This window comes from Achromobacter marplatensis, assembly GCF_049060505.1.
GTDB lineage: Bacteria > Pseudomonadota > Gammaproteobacteria > Burkholderiales > Burkholderiaceae_B > Achromobacter > Achromobacter marplatensis_A.
Window position 1 is genome coordinate 733,345 of the sequence record NZ_JBMGRB010000001.1, and the last position, 19,650, is coordinate 752,994.

At 65.9% G+C, this 19,650-nt stretch carries 16 protein-coding genes; 6 read left to right on the forward strand and 10 right to left on the reverse strand.

Annotation, left to right across the window (positions count from 1 at the left end):
• Positions 1–192 precede the first annotated feature (192 nt).
• Positions 193–2,478 carry an ABC transporter ATP-binding protein gene (locus ACI0FO_RS03260; RefSeq protein ID WP_416024080.1) on the forward strand — a complete coding sequence of 762 codons (2,286 nt, stop codon included), beginning with the start codon at positions 193–195 and terminating at the stop codon, positions 2,476–2,478.
• A 21-nt stretch (positions 2,479–2,499) separates the two neighbouring features.
• Complete coding sequence (locus tag ACI0FO_RS03265; protein WP_416024082.1) at positions 2,500–2,970, forward strand: DUF1854 domain-containing protein; 471 nt, start codon at positions 2,500–2,502, stop codon at positions 2,968–2,970.
• A 53-nt stretch (positions 2,971–3,023) separates the two neighbouring features.
• Here the strand turns inward: ACI0FO_RS03265 and ACI0FO_RS03270 are convergent, their stop codons facing one another.
• A complete protein-coding gene (locus tag ACI0FO_RS03270) occupies positions 3,024–4,154 on the reverse strand; it encodes a GNAT family N-acetyltransferase (protein WP_416024084.1) in 1,131 nt (376 codons plus the stop codon).
• A 97-nt stretch (positions 4,155–4,251) separates the two neighbouring features.
• Here ACI0FO_RS03270 and ACI0FO_RS03275 point away from each other — a divergent pair, with 97 nt between their 5' ends.
• The 4 genes from ACI0FO_RS03275 (at position 4,252) to ACI0FO_RS03290 (ending at position 7,879) form a co-directional block, all read left to right on the forward strand.
• Entirely contained in the window at positions 4,252–5,076 is an 825-nt protein-coding gene (locus ACI0FO_RS03275; protein ID WP_416024087.1) for a ferritin-like domain-containing protein, read from the forward strand.
• Positions 5,077–5,128: 52 nt separating this feature from the next.
• The gene (locus ACI0FO_RS03280) at positions 5,129–6,343 is read left to right on the forward strand and encodes a lytic murein transglycosylase (RefSeq protein WP_416024089.1); all 1,215 of its coding nucleotides are present in this window, start codon (positions 5,129–5,131) and stop codon (positions 6,341–6,343) included.
• Positions 6,344–6,455: 112 nt separating this feature from the next.
• Complete coding sequence (locus ACI0FO_RS03285) at positions 6,456–6,869, forward strand: YidB family protein (protein WP_416024091.1); 414 nt, start codon at positions 6,456–6,458, stop codon at positions 6,867–6,869.
• Positions 6,870–6,946: 77 nt separating this feature from the next.
• Positions 6,947–7,879 carry a DUF4434 domain-containing protein gene (locus ACI0FO_RS03290; protein ID WP_416024092.1) on the forward strand — a complete coding sequence of 311 codons (933 nt, stop codon included), beginning with the start codon at positions 6,947–6,949 and terminating at the stop codon, positions 7,877–7,879.
• A 7-nt stretch (positions 7,880–7,886) separates the two neighbouring features.
• Here ACI0FO_RS03290 and ACI0FO_RS03295 read toward each other — a convergent pair whose 3' ends face one another.
• From ACI0FO_RS03295 to ACI0FO_RS03335, 9 genes are read right to left on the reverse strand one after another with little or no spacing between them, the layout of a single operon-like run.
• Positions 7,887–9,017 carry an acyl-CoA dehydrogenase family protein gene (locus ACI0FO_RS03295; protein WP_416024093.1) on the reverse strand — a complete coding sequence of 377 codons (1,131 nt, stop codon included), beginning with the start codon at positions 9,015–9,017 and terminating at the stop codon, positions 7,887–7,889.
• Positions 9,018–9,026: 9 nt separating this feature from the next.
• Positions 9,027–9,701 (reverse strand): alginate O-acetyltransferase AlgF, encoded by a 675-nt coding sequence (locus ACI0FO_RS03300; RefSeq protein ID WP_416024094.1) that lies wholly within the window; start codon positions 9,699–9,701, stop codon positions 9,027–9,029.
• Between the two features lie 3 nt (positions 9,702–9,704).
• Positions 9,705–11,174 carry an AMP-binding protein gene (locus tag ACI0FO_RS03305; protein WP_416024096.1) on the reverse strand — a complete coding sequence of 490 codons (1,470 nt, stop codon included), beginning with the start codon at positions 11,172–11,174 and terminating at the stop codon, positions 9,705–9,707.
• 31 nt (positions 11,175–11,205) lie between these two features.
• Positions 11,206–11,445 (reverse strand): acyl carrier protein, encoded by a 240-nt coding sequence (locus tag ACI0FO_RS03310; RefSeq protein WP_105554984.1) that lies wholly within the window; start codon positions 11,443–11,445, stop codon positions 11,206–11,208.
• 25 nt (positions 11,446–11,470) lie between these two features.
• Positions 11,471–13,051 carry an MBOAT family O-acyltransferase gene (locus tag ACI0FO_RS03315; protein WP_416024098.1) on the reverse strand — a complete coding sequence of 527 codons (1,581 nt, stop codon included), beginning with the start codon at positions 13,049–13,051 and terminating at the stop codon, positions 11,471–11,473.
• Positions 13,052–13,060: 9 nt separating this feature from the next.
• Positions 13,061–14,155 carry an alginate O-acetyltransferase AlgX-related protein gene (locus tag ACI0FO_RS03320; RefSeq protein ID WP_416024100.1) on the reverse strand — a complete coding sequence of 365 codons (1,095 nt, stop codon included), beginning with the start codon at positions 14,153–14,155 and terminating at the stop codon, positions 13,061–13,063.
• A gap of 4 nt (positions 14,156–14,159) precedes the next feature.
• Positions 14,160–15,140 carry an alginate O-acetyltransferase AlgX-related protein gene (locus ACI0FO_RS03325; protein WP_416024102.1) on the reverse strand — a complete coding sequence of 327 codons (981 nt, stop codon included), beginning with the start codon at positions 15,138–15,140 and terminating at the stop codon, positions 14,160–14,162.
• A 30-nt stretch (positions 15,141–15,170) separates the two neighbouring features.
• Complete coding sequence (locus tag ACI0FO_RS03330) at positions 15,171–17,954, reverse strand: NfrA family protein (RefSeq protein ID WP_416024104.1); 2,784 nt, start codon at positions 17,952–17,954, stop codon at positions 15,171–15,173.
• Complete coding sequence (locus tag ACI0FO_RS03335; protein ID WP_416024106.1) at positions 17,951–19,648, reverse strand: glycosyl transferase family protein; 1,698 nt, start codon at positions 19,646–19,648, stop codon at positions 17,951–17,953. Before ACI0FO_RS03335 ends, ACI0FO_RS03330 begins: the two co-directional genes overlap by 4 nt.
• Positions 19,649–19,650: the final 2 nt, after the last annotated feature.

The window sequence follows — 19,650 nt, forward strand, 5'->3', positions numbered from 1 at the left end:
GGGTTGCGCTGTAAGAATAATGCCAACGAGTGGGGGATCCCAGATATTCCTAATTAGAAAAATCGGCTGCTACTATACGACGCCTTCAAGGCGTGAACTCGTTGTGTTGTAAGGAAGGGACACGTTTGCCGCCGTGGGCGGTAAACCGGTTGCCGCCTAGTAGGGCAGAGTCCTGGCCCGGTATGCGTTCCAATGAAAAAACCACACCTGCTTTCCGGCCTTGCCGATGCCTTTCCTGCCCGCTGGCGGGACGAAATCCGCGCTGAACTGGCGGACGGCGAAAGCCTGCTGGCCTGGGTTGAAATAGACCTGGATCAGCGGCTGAAGTTCCAGCCTGGGTTGATCGCGGCCACCGACCGCCGCCTGTTGGCGCGCAATTCCGACGACAACGGCTGGGAATCGTGGGTCTATGGCCCCCAATTAACGCTAAATCTGTCCGATCACGCCGGCGCCGCCGTGCTGGAGTTGCACGACGATAGCGCCCGCCTGGCCGTCTGGCGGTTCACGCTGGCCCGCAATCCGGCCGCGTTGCGCCTGTTGGCCCAGTTCGAATCGCAGCAGGCGATCCGGCTTTCCGGCCTTCCCGAACAGGAACGGGCGGAACGGACCTGCACCAACTGTAATAACGTCATTCCCGCGGACGAGGAAGAATGCCCCGCCTGCCACCAGTCGCAGGCGGCGCCGTCCACCACCTGGGCGCTCCTGCGCCTGTGGCGTTTCGCCCGCCCGTACCGCGGCCCGTTGCTGGCCGGTTTCATCCTGACGCTGCTGGGCACGGCCGCCACCCTGGTGCCGCCGTACCTGACCATGCCGCTGATGGACGATGTGCTGATTCCGTTCCAGAACGGCGCGCCGATCGACTACAGCAAGGTCCGCCTGTATCTCAGCGGGCTGCTGGCGTCCGCCTTCCTGGCCTGGGGGCTGGGCTGGGCCCGAACCTACATCCTGGCCTGGGTCAGCGAACGCATCGGCGCCGACCTGCGCACAACCACCTATGAGCATTTGCAGCAGCTGTCGCTGGAGTATTTCGGCGGCAAGCGCACGGGCGACCTGATCTCGCGCATCGGCAGCGAAACCGATCGCATCTGCGTTTTCCTGTCGTTGCACCTGCTGGACTTCGCCAACGACATCCTGATGATCGTCATGACGGCGGTGATCCTGGTGTCGATCAACCCGTGGCTGGCGCTGGTCACGCTGGTGCCGCTGCCGTTCATCATCTGGATGATCCACGCGGTGCGCGACCGCCTGCGCCATGGCTTTGAAAAGGTCGATCGCATCTGGTCCGAGATCACCAACGTGCTGGCCGACACCATTCCGGGCATTCGCGTGGTGAAGGCCTTCGCCCAGGAAAAACGCGAAGTCGCGCGTTTCCGCGAAGCCAACAACCGCAACCTGGAAGTCAACGACCGCGTGAACACGACCTGGTCGCTGTTTTCGCCCACCGTCACGCTGCTGACCGAGGTCGGCCTGCTGGTCGTATGGATCTTCGGCATCTGGCAGGTCTCGCAAAAGCAGATCACCGTCGGCGTCCTGGCGGCGTTCCTGGCGTATATCGGGCGCTTCTACATGCGCCTGGATTCGATGAGCCGCATTGTCTCGGTCACGCAGAAAGCGGCGGCCGGCGCCAAGCGCATCTTCGATATCCTGGATCACGTGTCCAGCGTGCCGGAACCGCAGAATCCGGCCAAGCTGCCGCAGATCAACGGCCGCATCGAATTGCGCGACGTGGGTTTCCGCTACGGCAATCGCCAGGTCATCCGCGGGCTGGACCTGACCATCGCCCCGGGCGAAATGATTGGCCTGGTGGGTCACAGCGGTTCGGGCAAAAGCACGCTGATCAACCTGATCTGCCGCTTCTACGACGTGTCCGAAGGCGCCGTGCTGGTGGACGGCGCCGACATCCGCTCGGTGCGCGTGGCGGACTACCGCCGCAACATCGGGCTGGTGCTGCAAGAGCCGTTCCTGTTCTTTGGCACCATCGCCGAGAACATCGCCTACGGCAAACCCGACGCGACGCGCGACGAAATCGTGGCCGCGGCCCGCGCCGCCCATGCGCACGAGTTCATCCTGCGCTTGCCGCATGGGTACGACTCACTGGTGGGCGAACGCGGACAGGCCCTGTCCGGCGGCGAACGCCAACGCATCTCGATTGCCCGCGCGTTGCTGATCGACCCGCGCATCCTGATCCTGGACGAAGCGACGTCGTCGGTGGACACCACGACCGAGAAGGAAATCCAGAAGGCGCTGGACAATCTGGTGCGTGGCCGCACCACCATTGCCATCGCCCACCGCCTGAGCACGTTGCGCAAGGCCGACCGCTTGGTCGTGCTGGACCGTGGCCAGATCGTGGAGCAGGGGCCGCACGAAGAACTGATGGCCCGCGAGGGCGCCTACTATCGCCTCTACCAGGCGCAGGCGCGCCAGGCGGAAGCCGACGCGCAGGCGTCGGGCAGCGAAGACATGGCCGCCGTGGCCTGACGCGGAAACGGGATTATCGTCATGACGTTGCCGACCTTTCAGCTGCGCCGCAACGCCTTCGGGCGTCTGGAATATCAATCCGCCGACGGCGAAATGCACGAAGGCGTCATCCCTGTGCGCGCATTTCCGATCAGCGAAGCGGGCCGTGGCCTGTCGCTGGTCACCAGCGATGGCCACGAGCTGGTCTGGATCGAACACTTGTCCGATGTGCCCGACGGGCCGCGCGCGTTGATCGAAGAAGAACTGGCCGGCCGGGAGTTCATGCCCGAGATCCGCAAGTTGGCCAGCGTGTCCACGTATGCCACGCCCAGCACCTGGAAGGTGGAAACGGACCGCGGCCCCACCTCATTCATCTTGCGCGGCGAAGAAGACATCCGCCGGCTCAGCCCGCAGACGCTGCTGATCGCCGACAGCCACGGCATCTTCTATCTGGTGCGCGACATCCTGTCGTTGGACAAGCACAGCCGCAAGATGCTGGACCGCTTCCTCTGAAGCCGTAGCTGGGCCTTTCCCGGCAACAGCCCGGGGCCCCGGGTCGGCGCGGGCTATTCGCTGCGCTTGAACGGCGTGTGCCCTTCCAGTTCACCCAGGTAATCCGTTACGGCCGAGGTCTCTTCGTCCAGAAAGTTCTGGATCGCCTCGGCAAAACCGGGATGGGCGACCCAATGCGCCGACCACGTCGGCGTAGGCAGCAGCCCGCGCGCCATCTTGTGTTCACCCTGCGCACCGCCTTCGAAACGGGCGATGCCATGCGCGATGCAGTACGCGATCGACTGCATATAGCAGGTCTCGAAGTGCAGCCCCGGCACATATTCCGTCGCCCCCCAGTAGCGGCCGTAGAGCGCATCGCCCCCCGCCAGGTTCAGCGCCGCCGCGACCGGCTGGCCGCTGCGCTCGGCCAGGATCAACACGAAGGCGTCGGGCTGTTCACGGTGCGCACGCACGAAGAAATCGCGGTTCAGATAGGGCGGGTTGCCGTGCTGGAAGTAGGTACGGCAATAGCAGTCATAGAAAAAACCAAGTTCGGCGTCGCCGATTTCGCCGCCGCGCAGCCAGCGGTACGACAGACCGGCCGCCGCGACTTTCTTCCGGTCTTGCCGGATCTTCTTGCGCTTGTCGTGGCTCATCAGCGCCAGGAACGCGTCGAAATCCGCATAGCCGGCGTTGGTCCAATGGAATTGCACGCTTTCGCGGATCATGAAGCCGGCGTCGCGCAGCGCGCGCATGTCGGTGTCCGATGGGAACAGCACATGCAGCGACGACACCTTGACCTCTTCGGCAAAGGCGATCAGACCGCGCACGAGCGTGGCGCGGTCTTCGTCATTGGACGCCAGCAGGCGCGGCCCCGTCACCGGGGTGTAGGGGATGGCGGACAACAGCTTGGGGTAGTAGCGCATGCCGTGGCGCTGGAACGCGTCGGCCCAGGCATAGTCGAACACGTACTCGCCGCGCGAATGCGATTTCAGGTAGAGCGGCGTGGCCGCGGCCAGCGCATCGTCGCGCCACAGCGCCAGGTAGTGTGGCGCCCAGCCCGTGCCGGGGGACGCGCAGCCGGTCTCGTGCATGGCGCGCAGAAAGGCGTGCTGCAGAAAGGGCTGGTCGCCGGCCAGCGCGTCCCATTGCGGGGCGTCGATGCGGGACAGGTCGGTTTCGATGGTCAGGCGCAGGGAATCCATCCGTGAATGATAAAGTCATCGTCAACGCGCGGTACTGAAACCGTGGGTTTTGTCAGGGTTTGAAGCGGCGCCGCGCCGCGTGGGGTTTGCAATCATCATGGACAGCAACACGATGCCTTCCGGGCGGGAAGGGCCGCTACCCGCCTGCCTGCGCGGGCAGGCGCTGGCGGCCTTGGCCGCGTTGGAATGGCCCGAGAAAATGGCGGCGGTGCGCGCCATCGCCGACACCGCGACACTGGACCGCCAACGGGAATTCGCGGCGCCCGCCGGCTTGCCCGGCCGTCCGGCGCGGCCCCAACTGGTCGCGCCCGCGCAGGTCAAGCATCGCTCCATGGCCACGCAGGAAGGGCGCGCGGCACTGTTGCACGCGCTGGCCCACATCGAATTCAACGCGGTCAACCTGGCGCTGGATATCCTGTGGCGCTTCGCCGGCATGCCAGACGCCTTCTACCGGGATTGGCTGCGTGTTGCTCGCGAAGAGGCCTATCACTTCGACCTGCTGCGCCAGCGCCTGGCCGCGCTGGGTTTCGCCTATGGCGATTTCCCGGCGCACAACGGCCTGTGGGACATGGCCGAACGGACGCGCGGCGATCTGCTGGCCCGCCTGGCGCTGGTGCCGCGCACGCTGGAGGCGCGCGGCCTGGACGCGTCGCCCATGATCCGCAACAAACTGGCCGGGGCAGGCGACGCGGAAAGCGCGGCCATCGTCGACGTCATTTTGCGCGACGAAATCGGCCACGTCGCCATCGGCAACTACTGGTTCAAGTTGCTGTGCGCCGAAGCCGGGCAGGAACCCGTGGCGTGCTATGCCGAGTTGGCGCGGCGTTACGATGCGCCCCGGCTGCGCGGCCCGTTCAACCTGGAGGCGCGTCGCGCCGCGGGTTTCGACGACGATGAACTTGCCGCGTTGCAAGCCGGCTGACCGGTCTGGCGCAGCCGCTGGCCCACGCCGTCCATTCCAAGGAAAACCGAACATGAAATCCGTATTGACCGCCGCGCTTGCCGGCGCCGCTTTGAGCTTGCTGACGGGCGCCGCACAGGCGGCGGAGCCCTTTGCCGCGTGCCTGTCGCAGCTGCGCGGCCCCGCGCTCAAGGCGGGCGTGTCCGGCGCCACCTTCGATACGCACACGGCGGGCTTGACGCCCGACATGGCCGTGATCGGCCTGCTGGACGCCCAACCTGAGTTCAAGACACCGATCTGGGACTACATGGCCGGGCTGGTCGATGACGAACGCGTGTCGGACGGGCTGGCGGGCATGGCGCGCTGGCAGCCTGAGCTGGCGCGCGCGGCGTCGCGCTACGGCGTCGACCCGGCCACCATCGCGGCGGTATGGGGCGTGGAGAGCAATTTCGGCCGCACGCTTGGCGGCCGCCCGCTGCTGACGTCGCTGTCCACGCTGTCGTGCTTCGGCCGCCGCCAGGCGTATTTTCGCGGCGAGTTCTTCGCCACCCTGAAGATCATCCAGGACGAGCACATCGCGCCCGATCGGCTGGTCGGGTCCTGGGCCGGCGCGTTCGGGCAGACCCAGTTCATGCCGTCCACCTATCTGCGGCTGGCCGTGGATTTCGACGGCGATGGCCGCCGAGACCTGGTCGACAGCGTGCCGGACGCGCTGGCTTCGACCGCCAATTTCCTGAAGCGCGCGGGGTGGAATTCGTCGTTGCCCTGGGGTTACGAGGTCAGGCTGCCGGCCGGCACGGACACGGCGGGCGCGGGCCGCAAGAACAAGCGTCCGATGTCGTCATGGGCCAGGCAGGGCGTGACGCGGGCGGACGGGCAGCCCTTGCCCGGCGGCGACACGCCTGTCGGCCTGCTGTTGCCGGCGGGCCGCAATGGCCCCGCCTTCCTGGTGACGCGCAATTTCGACGCCCTGTATTCCTACAACGCGGCCGAGAGCTACGCGTTGGCCATCGCCCATTTGTCTGACCGGTTGCGCGGCGGCGGTCCGCTGGTGCAGGCTTGGCCGACGGATGACCCTGGTCTTTCGCGAGCGGAACGGCGCGAACTGCAACGGCTGCTTATTGCCAAAGGCTATGACGTCGGCGAGCCCGACGGCATGATCGGCGCCCGCACGCGCCAGGCCCTGCAGGCGGCGCAGCGGGAACTGGGTCTGCCGGCGGACGGCCGCGCCGGGCAGAAGGCACTCAAAGCGCTGAAAGCGTCGGCGACCGCCAAGGCGCCCGGCTGACCGCCCCGCGATTTACAAGTTTTGCAAAGATCCGGATTCAGGTAACGGGGCTGACATGCGTTGTGCGCGCGCCGGCCCTATACTGGTTTTCCGATTTTCCAGGAGCATGGCGATGAGTCTGTTGGATACTTTGGCCTCGATGGCCGGCGGCGGTCAGCAAGGAGGCTCGGCATCGCTGTTGCCCGCGCTGATCGAGCAATTGAACAAATACCCGGGCGGCCTGAGCGGCTTGATCGCCAGCTTCCAGCAGGGCGGCTTGAGCGAAATCGTCGCGTCCTGGGTGGGCACCGGGCACAACCTGCCCGTCAGTCCCGACCAGCTTGGTTCCGTGCTGGATCCTGGCGTCGTCAATGACCTAGCTGCCAAGACCGGCCAGGACACGGATTCCTTGCTGGGTTCCTTGTCTTCGCTGCTGCCGCAGTTGGTGGACAAGGCCACGCCGGAAGGCGCGGTGCAGCCGGGCCAGCCATTCAACCCGACCGACCTGCTGGCATCGCTGTCCGGCCTGTTCGGCAACCGCGGCTAAAGGCGGCACAGGATATTCTGCTGACACGCCGTCTGCCTGCATCCCCGTCCCGGCGGCGCCTGCTTCAGGCGCTGGCGGTGGGCGCCTTGGCGCCGCTGGCTGCCTGTACGCCGCCGCTGGCGCTGAACGCCACGTTCCTGCAATTGTGGCGCAGCCACCTGGACCTGAGCCCCGACGATTGGCGCGTGCGGCTGTCGGCTTATCGCCGACTGGGCTGCCGCGAGATCTTCCTGCAATGGGTGGGGCTGGAGGGCGGGCGTCCGGATGACTGGATGGCGCCCGATGCCGTGCTGGGCCGCATTTTCGACGAAGCCGAATATCAGGGGCTCGGCGTGCATGTCGGCCTGCCTTACGATCAGCGCTGGTGGGATGTGCTGGCGGGCAAGGACAAGGCGGCATTCACGGGCTTTCTGAACCAGACGCGCACGCGTGGGGTGGCCTATATGGAATCCGCCCCGTGGTCCAAGCGCCGCGCGTTCCGCGGCTGGTATCTGCCGTATGAACTGGAGCAATACAACTGGGCGTCCGCCGAGCGCCAGGCGCAGCTGATCCCCTGGCTGGACGCGTTCTCGCGCACGGCGCAGGCCACCAGCCGCGGCATTCCCTGCATGTCGACGTATCACAGCCGCCTGCCGGGTGACGGGTCGCTGATGATGCTGTGGCGCGGCATCCTCGACCAGGTGCGTATCCACCCGATGATCCAGGACGGCGTGGGCGTGGCCGGCTTGGCGAACTATCAGGCGCTGGATCCCTTGCACGACATGCTGCTTGCGCGCCAGGCCTCTTTCGACCTGGTCATGGAACTGTTCGAGGAACTGCCGTCGGGCAGTACCGACGGGTCCACCTTCAAAGCGCGTTCGGCGGATTTCAGCCGCGTCAAAGCGCAATGGGAAGTGGCGCGCGGCTACGGGGCAAAACGCGTCGTGGCGTTTGCGATAGACCCTTGGGTCATCGACGACACGCCGGAAGCGCGCGCGCTGATGCGCGCATGGCTGGCGGCGCGCGTCTAAGCGCGCGTCAGTTGAAACTGCGGCCGATGATCTCCAGCATGACTTCGCTGGTGCCGCCGAATATCCGCAATGCGCGTGCGTCGACCCAGGCGCGGCCGATGCCGTATTCCGCCATGTAGCCGTAGCCGCCATACATCTGCAGCAGGTCGTCCAGCACGCGGCCCTGGATTTCGGTGGCGTTCAGCTTGGCGATGGCGGCCGTCGTGGCGTCCAGCTCGCCCGCCATCTGGCGCGCCAGGCAGTCGTCCAGGAATACGCGCAGCATCGTGGTCTGCGCGCGCGCGTTGGCCAGCTTGAATCGCGTGTTCTGATAGTCGATCACGCGGCGGCTGAAGACCTTACGATCGCGGGTGTACTGCGCCGCTTCATCCAGCATGCCTTCGACCGAAGCGGCCGCACGCAAGGCGATCGCCAGCCGTTCGCGCGCCAGTTCGCGGGTCATATATTCGAAGGCGGCGTTTTCCTGGCCCAGCAGGCAATCCGCCGGCACCCGGACGTCGTCGAAGTAGAGTTCGCAGGTGTCCTGGCTGTGCTGGCCGATCTTGTCCAGCGCCGCGCCCTTGGTGTAGCCGGGCAGGTTTTCCTCGACGCAGAACAACGACAGGCCGCGCGCGCCCTGGTCCGGGTTGGTGCTGGCCAGCACGATGGCCAGGCCGGCATTGACGCCGTTGGTGATGAAAGTCTTTTGCCCGTTGAGTACATAGCTGTCGCCGTCGCGGCGCGCCCGCGTGCGGATGGCCTTGAGGTCGCTGCCGGCGCCAGGTTCGGTCAGGGCGATGGCGCCGATCACCTCGCCGCGCGTCATCGGGGGTAGCCAGCGTTCCTTCTGCGCATCGGTGCCGAAGTTCAATAGATAGGGCGCCACCATGTCGGAGTGGATAGAAAATCCGATGCCCAGGAAGTTGGCGTGAGCCAACGCTTCGATCACGACCGTGGCGTGGCCGAAGTCGCCGCCCAGGCCGTATGGGTCGGGCAGGGCGCAGTTGAGCAGACCTTCTTCGCCCGCGCGCCGCCAGAGCGAACGCGGCGTGACGCCGGCCTTTTCCCATTCGGCATAGTGGGGCGCGATTTCGTTGGCGACAAAGCGCCTTACCTGATCGCGGAACAGTTCGTGGTCATCCCGGAAAACGCGGCGCATGATGTCTCCTTAGCGACGGTAGGGATCCGTGGCGCTGACCTGGCCGCGCAGTATTGGCGCGGCCGCGGTCCCGGTCAGGAACAGGCTGTAGTGGTCGCCGGGCTGTAGCGCTGGCAGCGACATCGTGGGGGAGGCTGCCGCGCCGCAGCCTGCGGCCAGCGTGGCACTGACCGGGTTGATGGCGCGTGCCGCGGCCGCGCCCGGTTTCACGTCCTGGAACAGCACGGGTCCGGACGGGCTGACGCCCAACTGGCCGGCGGGGCAGTCGGCCGCCAGGTTGTAGAAGCGTAGCTCCGCCTTCAGCGCGTCCTGCGCGCCATTGCTGTCGTCGACAATGGCGAACGTCAGTTTGCCGTCCGCGCGCCGTGGAATCAGCGTGCTGAAGGTGTCGGGGGCCACTTGCAGGCTGGCCGCGGCCTTGCCGTCCACCCGCACGGTGAAGGCCTGGTTGCCTTTCACGATGGCGTAGGTGGTGGCGGGCTTGGCCGCGCCGGCCTCCTGCGCCGGCCCGTCGGCGATCTGCACGCGCAGCGGCGTGGCGTCCGGGTTCACGATGCGCACGAACGAGGATCCGGCCGGTGGCCGGGCGGCGTAGAGCTGCGCGAACGCGCCTTCGGCCGCCGCATGGCCGGCCATGGCGGCCAACGCGAAAGCAAGCGCTGCTTGGCGAAAAAGGGTGGACATGATTCAGGGCTCCGGTTTTTTGCTGAGACGGGCGTCCAGGTAAAGCTGCTGCAGCTGCTTGCGGTCCGCCTTGTCCGTGCTGGTCGTGGGAAAGCGATGGCAGGCAAGCAGCTCGGACGGGATCATGTAGGGCGGCAGACGGCGTGCCAGCACGGACTTCCAGTCATGCAGTTCAGGCGGCAGCGGCTGCAAGCCGTCGGGGCCGGCCACTGCGGGTTCGACAAAGCCGATCAGCCGGACGATGGCGCCGTCAGGGCGGCGCAGGGCGACGGCGGCGCCCGCGCGGGCGCCGGGCAGCGTGGCGATGGCCGCATCGATCTCGGCCAGTTCGATGCGGTAGCCGTGCAGTTTGATCTGGTCGTCGGCGCGGCCACGGAAGGTCACGAGGCCTTGCGCGTCGATCTCGCCCAGGTCGCCGCTGCGGTACCCACGCTTGCCGTTGCGCACGAACATGCGCGACGCGTTCAGTTCGGGGCGGTTCAGGTAGCCGCGCATGACGTGGTCGCCCGCGATGCTGATTTCACCGTTTTCGATGAAAACGTCCGCATACGGTTTGGCGCGGCCGATGGGAAACGGATTGGGCGCGGCCGCGCGCAGGTCCGCGTCGATCTCGACCCAGGTCGTCGAGCAGGTGGCTTCCGTCGGCCCGTAGGAATTGATGATGCGGACCTGCGGAAACCGCTGCCACAGGGCGTCAGTCAGGGAGGGCGTCAGGGATTCCGCGCCGAACACGAAGACGCGCAGGTCCGGCAGATGCGCGTGATCAAAGTCGGGGTTGAACAACTGTTGCCGCACGAACGACGGCGTCGAGGCCCAGACATTGATGCGCGAGTCGGCCAGATACCGTAGAAACGTGTCGCGTTCGGCGATGGTTTCGCGCGGGCACAGCACGCAGGTGCCGCCCAGTTCCAGCGCGCCGACCCAGTTGAACAACGAAAAGTCGAAACTGAACAGCATCTGGTCCATGAACGCCGGCGCGGGGCCCAGGCCCAGGCAATCGCGGATCCAGCCAGCGAAGAGCGTGACGCTTTCGCGGCCGATCTGCACGCCTTTGGGGTCGCCCGTGCTGCCCGACGTGAACATGATGTAGGCCAGCCCCGCTTCTGCCAATGGCGCCGGCGCGGCGCAGCCGGGCACGAAGACGCGGGCTTGGGCGTCATAGCGCAGGCCCGCCCGCACCAGTTCGCCAATGCGCGCGATGCGCTCGGGCGGATTGATGACGTCCACCGGCACGAAAGGCACGCCCAGCCGCAGGCATCCCAGTATGGCTACCAAGAAGGCGGTTTCCTTGTGGCCCGAGATCGCAAGCGGCACGCCCGCCGTGGCACCGGCCTGGCGGGCGGCCTGTTCCCACGCGTCGGTGGCGGCCTTCAACTCGCCCCATGTCGTGGCGCCTTGCGCGTCAACGACCGCCACGGCCGTGGCGCCGGCCGTGGCGTCGGCAAAATCATAGGTGTTGAAATCGAAACGCATGATGCCGTCCTCCAGGCTGCCGGCGTGCGCCTCAAGCGCGGGCGTTCTCCGCGATGAATGCGGCAAGCGTATGCACCGATTCCAGGTGCACGTCGATCTCGGTCGGGGGGATCTTGCAGCCGAACTCGCGTTCCACGGCCAACGCCAGATCCACGGCGGCCAGCGAATCCACCAGGCCGGAGTCGATCAGCAGCGTGTCGGGGTCGACCTTGGTCAGGATGATGTTCTCGATGATGTCCGAAACCTTGGTCTCGATCGCCTTGATGTCCATAGGATGCTCCAGGACCGCGACGCGGTCAGAATTGGAAATAGAGGAACCGGGTTTCCTTGTGCAGGTTTACCAGGCAAAGAAAGAGCAACACCAGCATCGCGGCCAGCCAGGCCGTGTTGGGGCGCCACCGCATGAAGGCGCTAGGCGCTTCCTGTGTCTTGAAGAGCGCGGGCGAATAGCGGCCCAGGATCTGGTGCGCATTGGGCGTGAACCACGCGATGCCCAGCAGCACGATCGCGTAGACCAGCTGCAGGTGATGGCCCACGATGACGCGCCAGGCGTCGCCCCACGCCAGGCCGGCCACATGCGTGGACAGGTCCAGCGATTCCATGCCGCGCATGCCAACCATGCCCTGCATCAGCAGCATCGCGTCGCCTACGCCATGGGCGCGGAAGAACGCCTGCGCCACCAGCACCGCCACGAAGGTCAGCAGAATGCAAAGGCCGCGCTTGACGCCGCCTGCCTGGCGGGCGGCGGCCGGCTTGCGGCCCACGACGAAAATGCGCCACGCATGGTTTACCGACAGGTACATGGCGTGCAGCAGCCCGAAGACGATGAACTGCAAACCCGCGCCGTGCCACACGCCCGCCAGTGTCATTGTGAATAGCGTCGGGAACACGATGCTGCTGACGAATCCGCCTGGTGTGCGGATGCCCGCGGAGCCCACCGGCAGGTTGCGGTCGGTGCGCCATTTCGACACCGCCATCGCTACGGGGTAGTACAGGTAGGCGGTGATGTAGCGGGTCAGCGTCATGTGCCAGCGCGCCCAGAAGTCGATGATGCTGCTGGCCTTGTAGGGCGAATTGAAGTTCAACGGGAAGCGGATGCCGAACATCTTGGCCAGGCCCAACGCCATGTCCGAATAGCCCGAAAAGTCGAAATACAGTTGTAGCGCGTAGCAGACGCTGGCGCCCCACGAGCCCCAGAACAGCAGTTCGCCCGGCGCGGCGAAACCCGCATCCGCATAGGGCGCGATGCCATCGGCCAGCAGCACCTTCTTGGCCAGTCCAATCACGAACAGCATGGCGCCGACAGACAGGTTTTCAGCTTTGAAGCGATAGTTTTCGGGTTGTGCGAACTGCGGCATCATTTCTTTGTGATGCAGGATGGGGCCGGCGATCAAGTGCGGAAAGAACGTGACGAACAGCACATAGCTCAGCAGACTGCGCTCTTTCACCACGCCCGCCTTGCAATCCAGCAGGTAGCCGATCTGCGTGAACGTGAAGAACGAAATACCCAGCGGCAGGATGATGTCGTCCATCGTCGTTTGGGTCACTCCCAGGTCGGTCAGGAAGTTCAGCAGCGTGGCGAAGTACTTGTAATGGAACAGCAGCACCAGGTCGGCGCCCACGCCCAGTCCCACGATCAGCCCCTGCAGCCGGGGCCGTCCCGCGTTGTGCAGGATCCACTGGCTGACCACGTAGTTGAAGGCGATGGAGCCAGCCAGAAGCGCCACGAACTGCGGGTTCCACCAGCCGTAGAAGACCAGCGACGTCAGGCATAACCACAATGCCGCCAGGCGCACGTTCAGCGGCCCCAGCGCGTAATAGACGGCCAGCGTGACCGGCAGGAAGATCAGCAGGAACAGGTAAGAGTTAAATAGCATCTTGGTTCGCTACGGCAGGCGGGCCAGCACGGCCTGTTCGTCCGGGGTCAGCGGCAGGGACAAGGCGTTTTCCGAGAATTCCCAGATCAGTACCTTCAGGCTCTTGGGCCATTGATCGCGCTGGTTCAGCGCGATCTGCAACGCTCCCGAAAACTGCCCGCCGTCCAGGCTCATGTTCCAGATTTCACGGCCCAGGCCGATGCCCAGCCGTTCCGCGAACTGGCTGCGGCGGCCATTGGACGTGCCCGCCAGCAACACTTCCACGGGCGGCGCTTCGTCCAGCAGTCCGCCAGCGCGCACCGGTTCGATTTTCTGTTCCGATACCATTTCCAGCTTCGGGCGCCAGCCCGGCCGCGCGTGCTCCAGCCCTGCCAGCACGATCAGGTCGCCCATCCGCGTCGCGGCGGGTGTGGGCGCATCGGTCTTGAACGCTTGCGTGCCGGGCCCTTGCAGCAGGGGCAAGGCCGCCTCGGCCACGCGCTGCGCGGCCGCTTCCGCGCCCTGCGCGTTCATGTGCACGTCGGTGCGGAAGAAGCGGGGGGCGGGCGCGGCGCGCAACGCGTCGCGCAGGTCCACGAAAGGCACACCCTGCGCGCGCAGGGCATCCTGCCACGCGTCCAGCGTCTGGCGCATTGGCAGCGACACCGGCAGGCCGCAGAGCCGGTCAGCTTCGATGCGGGATTTATCGGGCACGGCGACGACCAGCACCTGCACCTGCTTCTTGCGCAGTTCATCCACCCAGTGCCGCATCAGGCGCACGCGTTCGTTGAAGACGTGGACGCCAGGCTGCGGGCGCAAGCCGTCGCGGTAGAACAGCCATTGCGGGCAGCCCATCGCGACCTGATCGCCCAGGTCGCCCAGCACGCGGTAGCGCACCGAGGCATTCCAGGTGTCCACATCCGCCTGCCAGGGCATATGCATGGCCTTGTTCAGCACGCCGCCCGCCGATCCGTCGGCCCAGGCCGATGGCGACACCTGCTCGGGGCCGATCTTGGCGTCGAACAGGCACCAGGCGCCCCAGCCCAGGCCCATCGCCAGCAGCAGGGCAACCACGCAGGCGCTTAACCGGTGGCTGGGCGCGGCGGATGTGTCAGCGGGCTCCACGGCGCTACTTGGCAAGGGCGGCCTTCATGCGGCTGCGCCAGGCGTCGACGCCCAGGATGGACGCGTTGTCCCATAAGCCCTTGGCGTCCGGCCCTTGCGCATAGGTCGGCTCGAACATCTGCCACACCAGCACCTGCGGCTTGTTCTGCTTGAACGCGGGCGACTCCAGGTACTCCAGCAGCATGATCCACTGGCCGACGTTGCCGGGCTTCCAATTGACGGAGACCGGGCGGTCCAGCACGTTGGACAGCTTCTGCGGAAAACCGAAATACGGCTGCACCATGCTGTGGCCGGTCACGTGCACGGGGGCGGGCGCGTCGTCCAGCAGGCTCTGGTTTTCGGCCTGGCGGCGCACGGTGTAGGTCTCGCGGCCGGCCTGCTTGCGCTGGTCCGGCGTCAGGAACAGTTCGGCCAGATCGCCATAGCGGCGCTCGTTGACCACGCTGCCCAGCGGCATGCCGGTGCCGGGCTTGCCGGCCAGCGTCTTCACGTCTTGCTTGATCTGCTGCGCCAGCGCTTCGGCGGTGGCGTCGGCCGCGGCCTGCGTCCAGTGCTGGTCGGTGCGGTAGAAGACGTCCTTGCCGCTGTCCTGCACGCGCTTCAGTACGGCTTCGTCGTCGAAGGTCGACACGCCGGCCTGCTTCAGCTTGTCCTGGATGGTCTGATAGCGCTTCTTCACGTCGGCGCTCAGCGATTTCCCGTCGGGCAGCTTGTCCTGATAGAACAGTGTCTTGTCCGGCAGCACCAGCACTTCCAGCTGGATGCCCTTGGCGGCCAAGGCGTCGCGGGTTTCGCGTACCAGCTGGGTCGAGGCGTCGATGCCGCGCATGTCCACCCGCGTCAGGCTGCCCCAACCGGGGAACAGCCAGTTGTCCTTGCCCTGGATCACGAGGGACGAGCCTTCCTGCGCATGCGCGGCAACGGCCACTAGCGCGGCGGACAAGCCAATCGCCAGGCGGCGGGAAAAGGGAGAAGGGGTTTTCATGAAGACGGACTCCTTGTTCGATGCGGGTCGTCAGTACGACAGGGTCAGGTTGATGAACAGGCCGCGGGCCCGGTCGGCCGCTCCGCCGCCGATGTTGAAACGGTATTGCGTCGTCCAGTCCAGGTAGGATCGGGGCGCGTTGTAATGGTCTTCGCGGAACCAGTAGCGGACATTGAAGCCGGGGCCGGCGCCCAAGGACCAGGACGAGCCGTTGCCCACCAGGTTGTAGGAATCGGTGCCGTTGATGTCCAGGCCGGATACACGATTCCGGTTCGACAACCAGTCCGCGCCGATCACGGCATACGGAAAAAACACCAGACGGTCGCTGATGGCGTCCATGCGGTAGCTGCGCCCCACGCGCAATTCACCCGCGCCAAAGGCCTGGTCGCGCTTCAGCCTGCCCGATGATTTCTCGCCATCGACGCCGGTCGCGTTGTTGCGCAGCCAGAATTTCGCGGGCATGTCCTGCCACGAATAGCCCGCCTGCACGTAACCTTCCATCGTGAACCAGTCGGGCCGGTCGATGCGCAGCGTCGTGCCTTCATACAGCCCGTAAGTCACATAGGCCAGCCAGCCGCCGCTACCGGCATTGGTTTCATAGTGCGCGGTCTCGTTGTCTCGGTTGAGCTGGCAGCGCAACGCCGACGGATCCGGGCTGAACGTGCCGCGCCGGGTCGCGGTGCCCAGGTTGAACTGGCGTTCCAGGCCAAACGTCAGCCCCACCTCGGTGGACGGCGTGAAGCGCAACCCCAACGAGCCCACCGTCGTGGGAATGCCGGCAAGCCCCTGGTTGCTGGTCTCGTTGACGTCGATGCTGCCGCCGCACGGGTCGGACACGGTCTGGCTCGTGGTCTTGCCGCCTTTGTCGTACAGCGTGTTGGATAGGCGGCCGTAAAGTTCGAAGACCTGCGTGGACGAATTCAGAAAGTCGGACGGACGCCAGAAGATCTCGGCGGTGCTGAATACGGCGTCGCCTGGCACGGTCACCGCCGCGCCGCCCAGGCCAGCCGAGGCGGGCCGCGCGCCCCGGTAGCCGGCGGAAAAATAGCCGCCCCATTCGCGGTCCAGCCCCGCAATGCCATTGCGGGTGTCGAAGCGCTGCTGCGGCGTCAGTTCCAGCCTGCCGGCATCGGCTTCGTCGATGGCTTCCTTCAGTTTGTCGACCGCGCCGCGTTTGTCGCCCACTCCGGACAGCGCATAGCCCTCGTCCAGGATGACGGTGGGGGGCGCTTTGCCGGTGGCGCGCGCCGCCTGGAAATCCTGGAGCGCCAGCTTCGGCTGTTTCAGGCGCTGGTGCAGGTAGCCGCGCTGCATCAGCAGCGTGGGATCGTCGGGTTGGGCCGCCAGCGCCTCGCTCATGCGCTGGTTCGCTTCCGTCAATTGCGCGCGATTACCGGCGGCCAGCGTGGTCGTTAGCAGGCGCTGGAACTCTTTGTTGGCGGGGTCTTGCGCAACCGCCTGGCGGGCTTGGGCAATGGCTTCCTGATAATCCTCGCGCGCATAGGCCGCGTAAGCCAGCGAGGCGGGGCCGCCGCTGCCGGCGGCGTCCGAAGGCAGCAGTTCACACGAGGTGCCGTAGGGCGTGTCGCGGCAATCCTGCACCGGGGCCGGGTAGTTGGCCAACGTCAAGGTCGCAGGCACTGCCGGCCGCGAGCGCGCGCGTTTGATGCGGGCCTCTGCCGCGTCGTCCTTGGCGCCAAGCGGTTGCAGCAAGGCCAGCGCGCGCGCATTTTCGCCGGCGGCCAGCGACGCGTCCGCAGCAATCAACCGGATATTCCGGCGCTGGTCGTCGTCCAGCCAATCCTGCTTCAGGGCGGCGTCGAAGTCCGCATCCGCCAGTTCGGTCTTGCCCTGACGTTGACGCAGATACGCCCGCATGACCAGCGCCACGGTGTTCTCGTCATCCTGCTTCATCGCGTCCGTCGCCGCGTCTTCGGCTGCCTGCAACTGGTTATCCAGCATCAGCGCGCTGATGAGCAGCAGGCGATGGCTGGCGGTATCGGGCGCCAGCGCGACGGCCTGACGCGCCAGCGGCACGGCGTCGCCCGGCCGGTTGGCGATCAGGGCCTGGTAGCCCGCCTCGGCCGGCTTGATCGCCATGCGCCGCTTCATCGTCTGCTGGCGGGCGGTCAGATCGTTCTTGTTCGGCGCGCCCAGCGCAATGGCCCGGGCGGCGGCGTCGTCGGCATCTTCATACTTGCCCTGGGCTTCCAGCGCGTCCAACCACAGCATGGCCCAGGCGCCTTGCTTTGGATCGATGCGGAACGCCTGTTCGGCCCCGCGCGCCGCGGCCGGGTAGTCGGCGCGGTTGTAGTCGGCGTAGGCGCGCGTGGCGATGGGAAAGCCGCGGCGGTAGGCGGAAGTCGTGGCCGGGCCCCCCGAGGCCCGGGCGGTCGTGCCGCCTGCCGGGCGCGGCGTGGCCTGCGGCTTGAGGTTGGCGCGGGCCTGCCGCAAGGCCGGCGTGTCCAGGCCGTTCTTGATGGCGTCGGCAGCGGCCTGGTCGGCCTCCTTCAGCTTGCCTTGCTTTTGCAGCGAATAGATCAGCAGCAAGCGCAGCCGTTCCACGTCCGGACGCAGGGCGATGGCGGATTCCGCCTGCTGCTGGGCAAGCTCATACTTGCCCGCGTCGTAGTTCTTGTAGCCTTCATCGGCAAACTGCCAAGCGGCGCCTTCCAGCGGCGCTTCCGTCTTGGCTGGCGTCTGGCTGGAGGTTTGCCCCGAGGTCTGGCCAGAGGTCTCGGCGGCGGCAGGCGTGGCCGCCCACACGCAAGCCAGCGCGGCGGACAAGATGAGCGAACGGGGCGGCAGGGTCATGTCGTCGCGGGTTTGTCTTGGGCGTGCGGAGGCGGCGGCGCCTCCTGTCCCGCTTGTTGGAAATCGATGGCCTCGTTGAGCGTGCGCTCATCCAGCCAGCCTTGCTCCATCAGAATCTTGCCCAATGGTTTCTTCTCGCGCGCCTGGATCTCAAGCGCGCGCGACAGCGTGTCCTGGTCGATGGCCTGCCAGGACAGCAGCAGTTCACCCAGCCGTTTGCGCTGCTGCGACAGTTGGTCGGTGCTTGGGAAGTCGTGCATGGTCTTGTCCCATGCCAGGCGCTTGCCGGTGATCAGGTGCATGATGAACAACCGCCAGGCCCGCGCGGCCGCCATCGCATTGATGAAGTTGCCGACGATCATCCGGGGGATCGACAGCATGGCGTGCTCCCAGCCATACATGTGGCCCACGAAGTATGCCCGCTGCACCACGCGCAGCAACAGCGCCACCGCGTTGATCCACATCAGCGTCACCAGCCACCCGCCGGGCCGGAAATACGACGGGTAATACACCGTCCACCAGCCAAACTTGTCCGCCAGGAAAAACACGAAAAAGTTGGCCAGCAGCACATACGCCAGAATCGCAATGAACGACGTGACCAGCCCCTTGCGGTCGCGAAACAGCAGGTATCGGGTGGCCAGCGATCCCGTCCAACCCACTTGCTGCCAGCCTTGCAGGCCAATTCCCAGGGTCCAGCGCGCCTTCTGCCGGTAAGCCGTGCGAAAGGTGTTGGGAAAATACTCGCGCACGCCCAGCGGCATCTTGATGGTCGATATCTTCTCAGGACCAAGCCCGAACCACGACCGCCGCCGCGTCACGTATTCCACGCGGAATTTGCCGAAGATCTGCTTCATGCCGCGCTGGGCCAGCCGCGCGCCGATGTCATAGTCTTCGGTGAGCGTGTCGGTGTTGAAGGGCTGGTTATTGGTTTCGGCGGCTAGCTCCACCAGCGCATGCCGCGAAAAGCAGGTGCCCACGCCGGCGGACGGCACCATCTTGGACAGGCTTTCGCGCACCACCAGGTCCTTGGTGTGCCACTCCGCGAATTCGTCCATGTAGGTGCCCGCGACCAATTCATACCAATGGCGCTCCAGCGACGTCACCGGCAGCTGGATGAAATCGATGCGCGGCAGCAAGTAGTTGTAGTACTTGAGCTCCAGCGGATGCAGCACATCCTCGCTGTCGTGCAGAATGACGCCAGCAAATGGCACCGGCTGCTTCTCGTCCTGCGCGAAGATGGCTTGCACGATCCAGTTCAGGCAATCGGCCTTGCAGGTGGGGCCGTCGTGGGGCACCTCCACGCGGATCAGTTGCCGATAACGCCGGCGCATGCGCTCGACTTCGTCGATCGTCCGCTGGTCGTTCTGATACGTGCCGGCGAAGATCATGTAGTTCTTATATTCCAGCGTCGCCACCATCGTCTCAAGCATCGACGAGATCACGTCATACTCGAGCCACGCAGGCACCATGATCGCCAGCGGCTGTTCCTCCTTGGCGCGCAGCTGTTCGGCCGAAAGCGGGGTGTAGCGGCGCTTGACCGTCAGCGAACGCTTCAGCTCGCGCAGCCAGAACCAGGCGTCGATGAACAGGTCGTCCAGGCTCGAAAGAAGGATGACCACGCCCACGATCGCGGTCACGACTTCCAGCCCGCGGTAGTAATCCGCGATGAGGTAGGGCCAGTAAAGCGAGGACATGG

What these genes read in the sequence shown, in the direction of transcription:
- ACI0FO_RS03260 (WP_416024080.1), top strand. Translation starts at nt 193, where the DNA reads ATGAAAAAACCACACCTGCTTTCCGGCCTTGCCGATGCCTTTCCTGCC.
- ACI0FO_RS03265 (WP_416024082.1), top strand. Translation starts at nt 2,500, where the DNA reads ATGACGTTGCCGACCTTTCAGCTGCGCCGCAACGCCTTCGGGCGTCTG.
- ACI0FO_RS03270 (WP_416024084.1), bottom strand. Translation starts at nt 4,154, where the DNA reads ATGGATTCCCTGCGCCTGACCATCGAAACCGACCTGTCCCGCATCGAC.
- ACI0FO_RS03275 (WP_416024087.1), top strand. Translation starts at nt 4,252, where the DNA reads ATGGACAGCAACACGATGCCTTCCGGGCGGGAAGGGCCGCTACCCGCC.
- ACI0FO_RS03280 (WP_416024089.1), top strand. Translation starts at nt 5,129, where the DNA reads ATGAAATCCGTATTGACCGCCGCGCTTGCCGGCGCCGCTTTGAGCTTG.
- ACI0FO_RS03285 (WP_416024091.1), top strand. Translation starts at nt 6,456, where the DNA reads ATGAGTCTGTTGGATACTTTGGCCTCGATGGCCGGCGGCGGTCAGCAA.
- ACI0FO_RS03295 (WP_416024093.1), bottom strand. Translation starts at nt 9,017, where the DNA reads ATGCGCCGCGTTTTCCGGGATGACCACGAACTGTTCCGCGATCAGGTA.
- ACI0FO_RS03300 (WP_416024094.1), bottom strand. Translation starts at nt 9,701, where the DNA reads ATGTCCACCCTTTTTCGCCAAGCAGCGCTTGCTTTCGCGTTGGCCGCC.
- ACI0FO_RS03305 (WP_416024096.1), bottom strand. Translation starts at nt 11,174, where the DNA reads ATGCGTTTCGATTTCAACACCTATGATTTTGCCGACGCCACGGCCGGC.
- ACI0FO_RS03310 (WP_105554984.1), bottom strand. Translation starts at nt 11,445, where the DNA reads ATGGACATCAAGGCGATCGAGACCAAGGTTTCGGACATCATCGAGAAC.
- ACI0FO_RS03315 (WP_416024098.1), bottom strand. Translation starts at nt 13,051, where the DNA reads ATGCTATTTAACTCTTACCTGTTCCTGCTGATCTTCCTGCCGGTCACG.
- ACI0FO_RS03325 (WP_416024102.1), bottom strand. Translation starts at nt 15,140, where the DNA reads ATGAAAACCCCTTCTCCCTTTTCCCGCCGCCTGGCGATTGGCTTGTCC.
- ACI0FO_RS03330 (WP_416024104.1), bottom strand. Translation starts at nt 17,954, where the DNA reads ATGACCCTGCCGCCCCGTTCGCTCATCTTGTCCGCCGCGCTGGCTTGC.
- ACI0FO_RS03335 (WP_416024106.1), bottom strand. Translation starts at nt 19,648, where the DNA reads ATGTCCTCGCTTTACTGGCCCTACCTCATCGCGGATTACTACCGCGGG.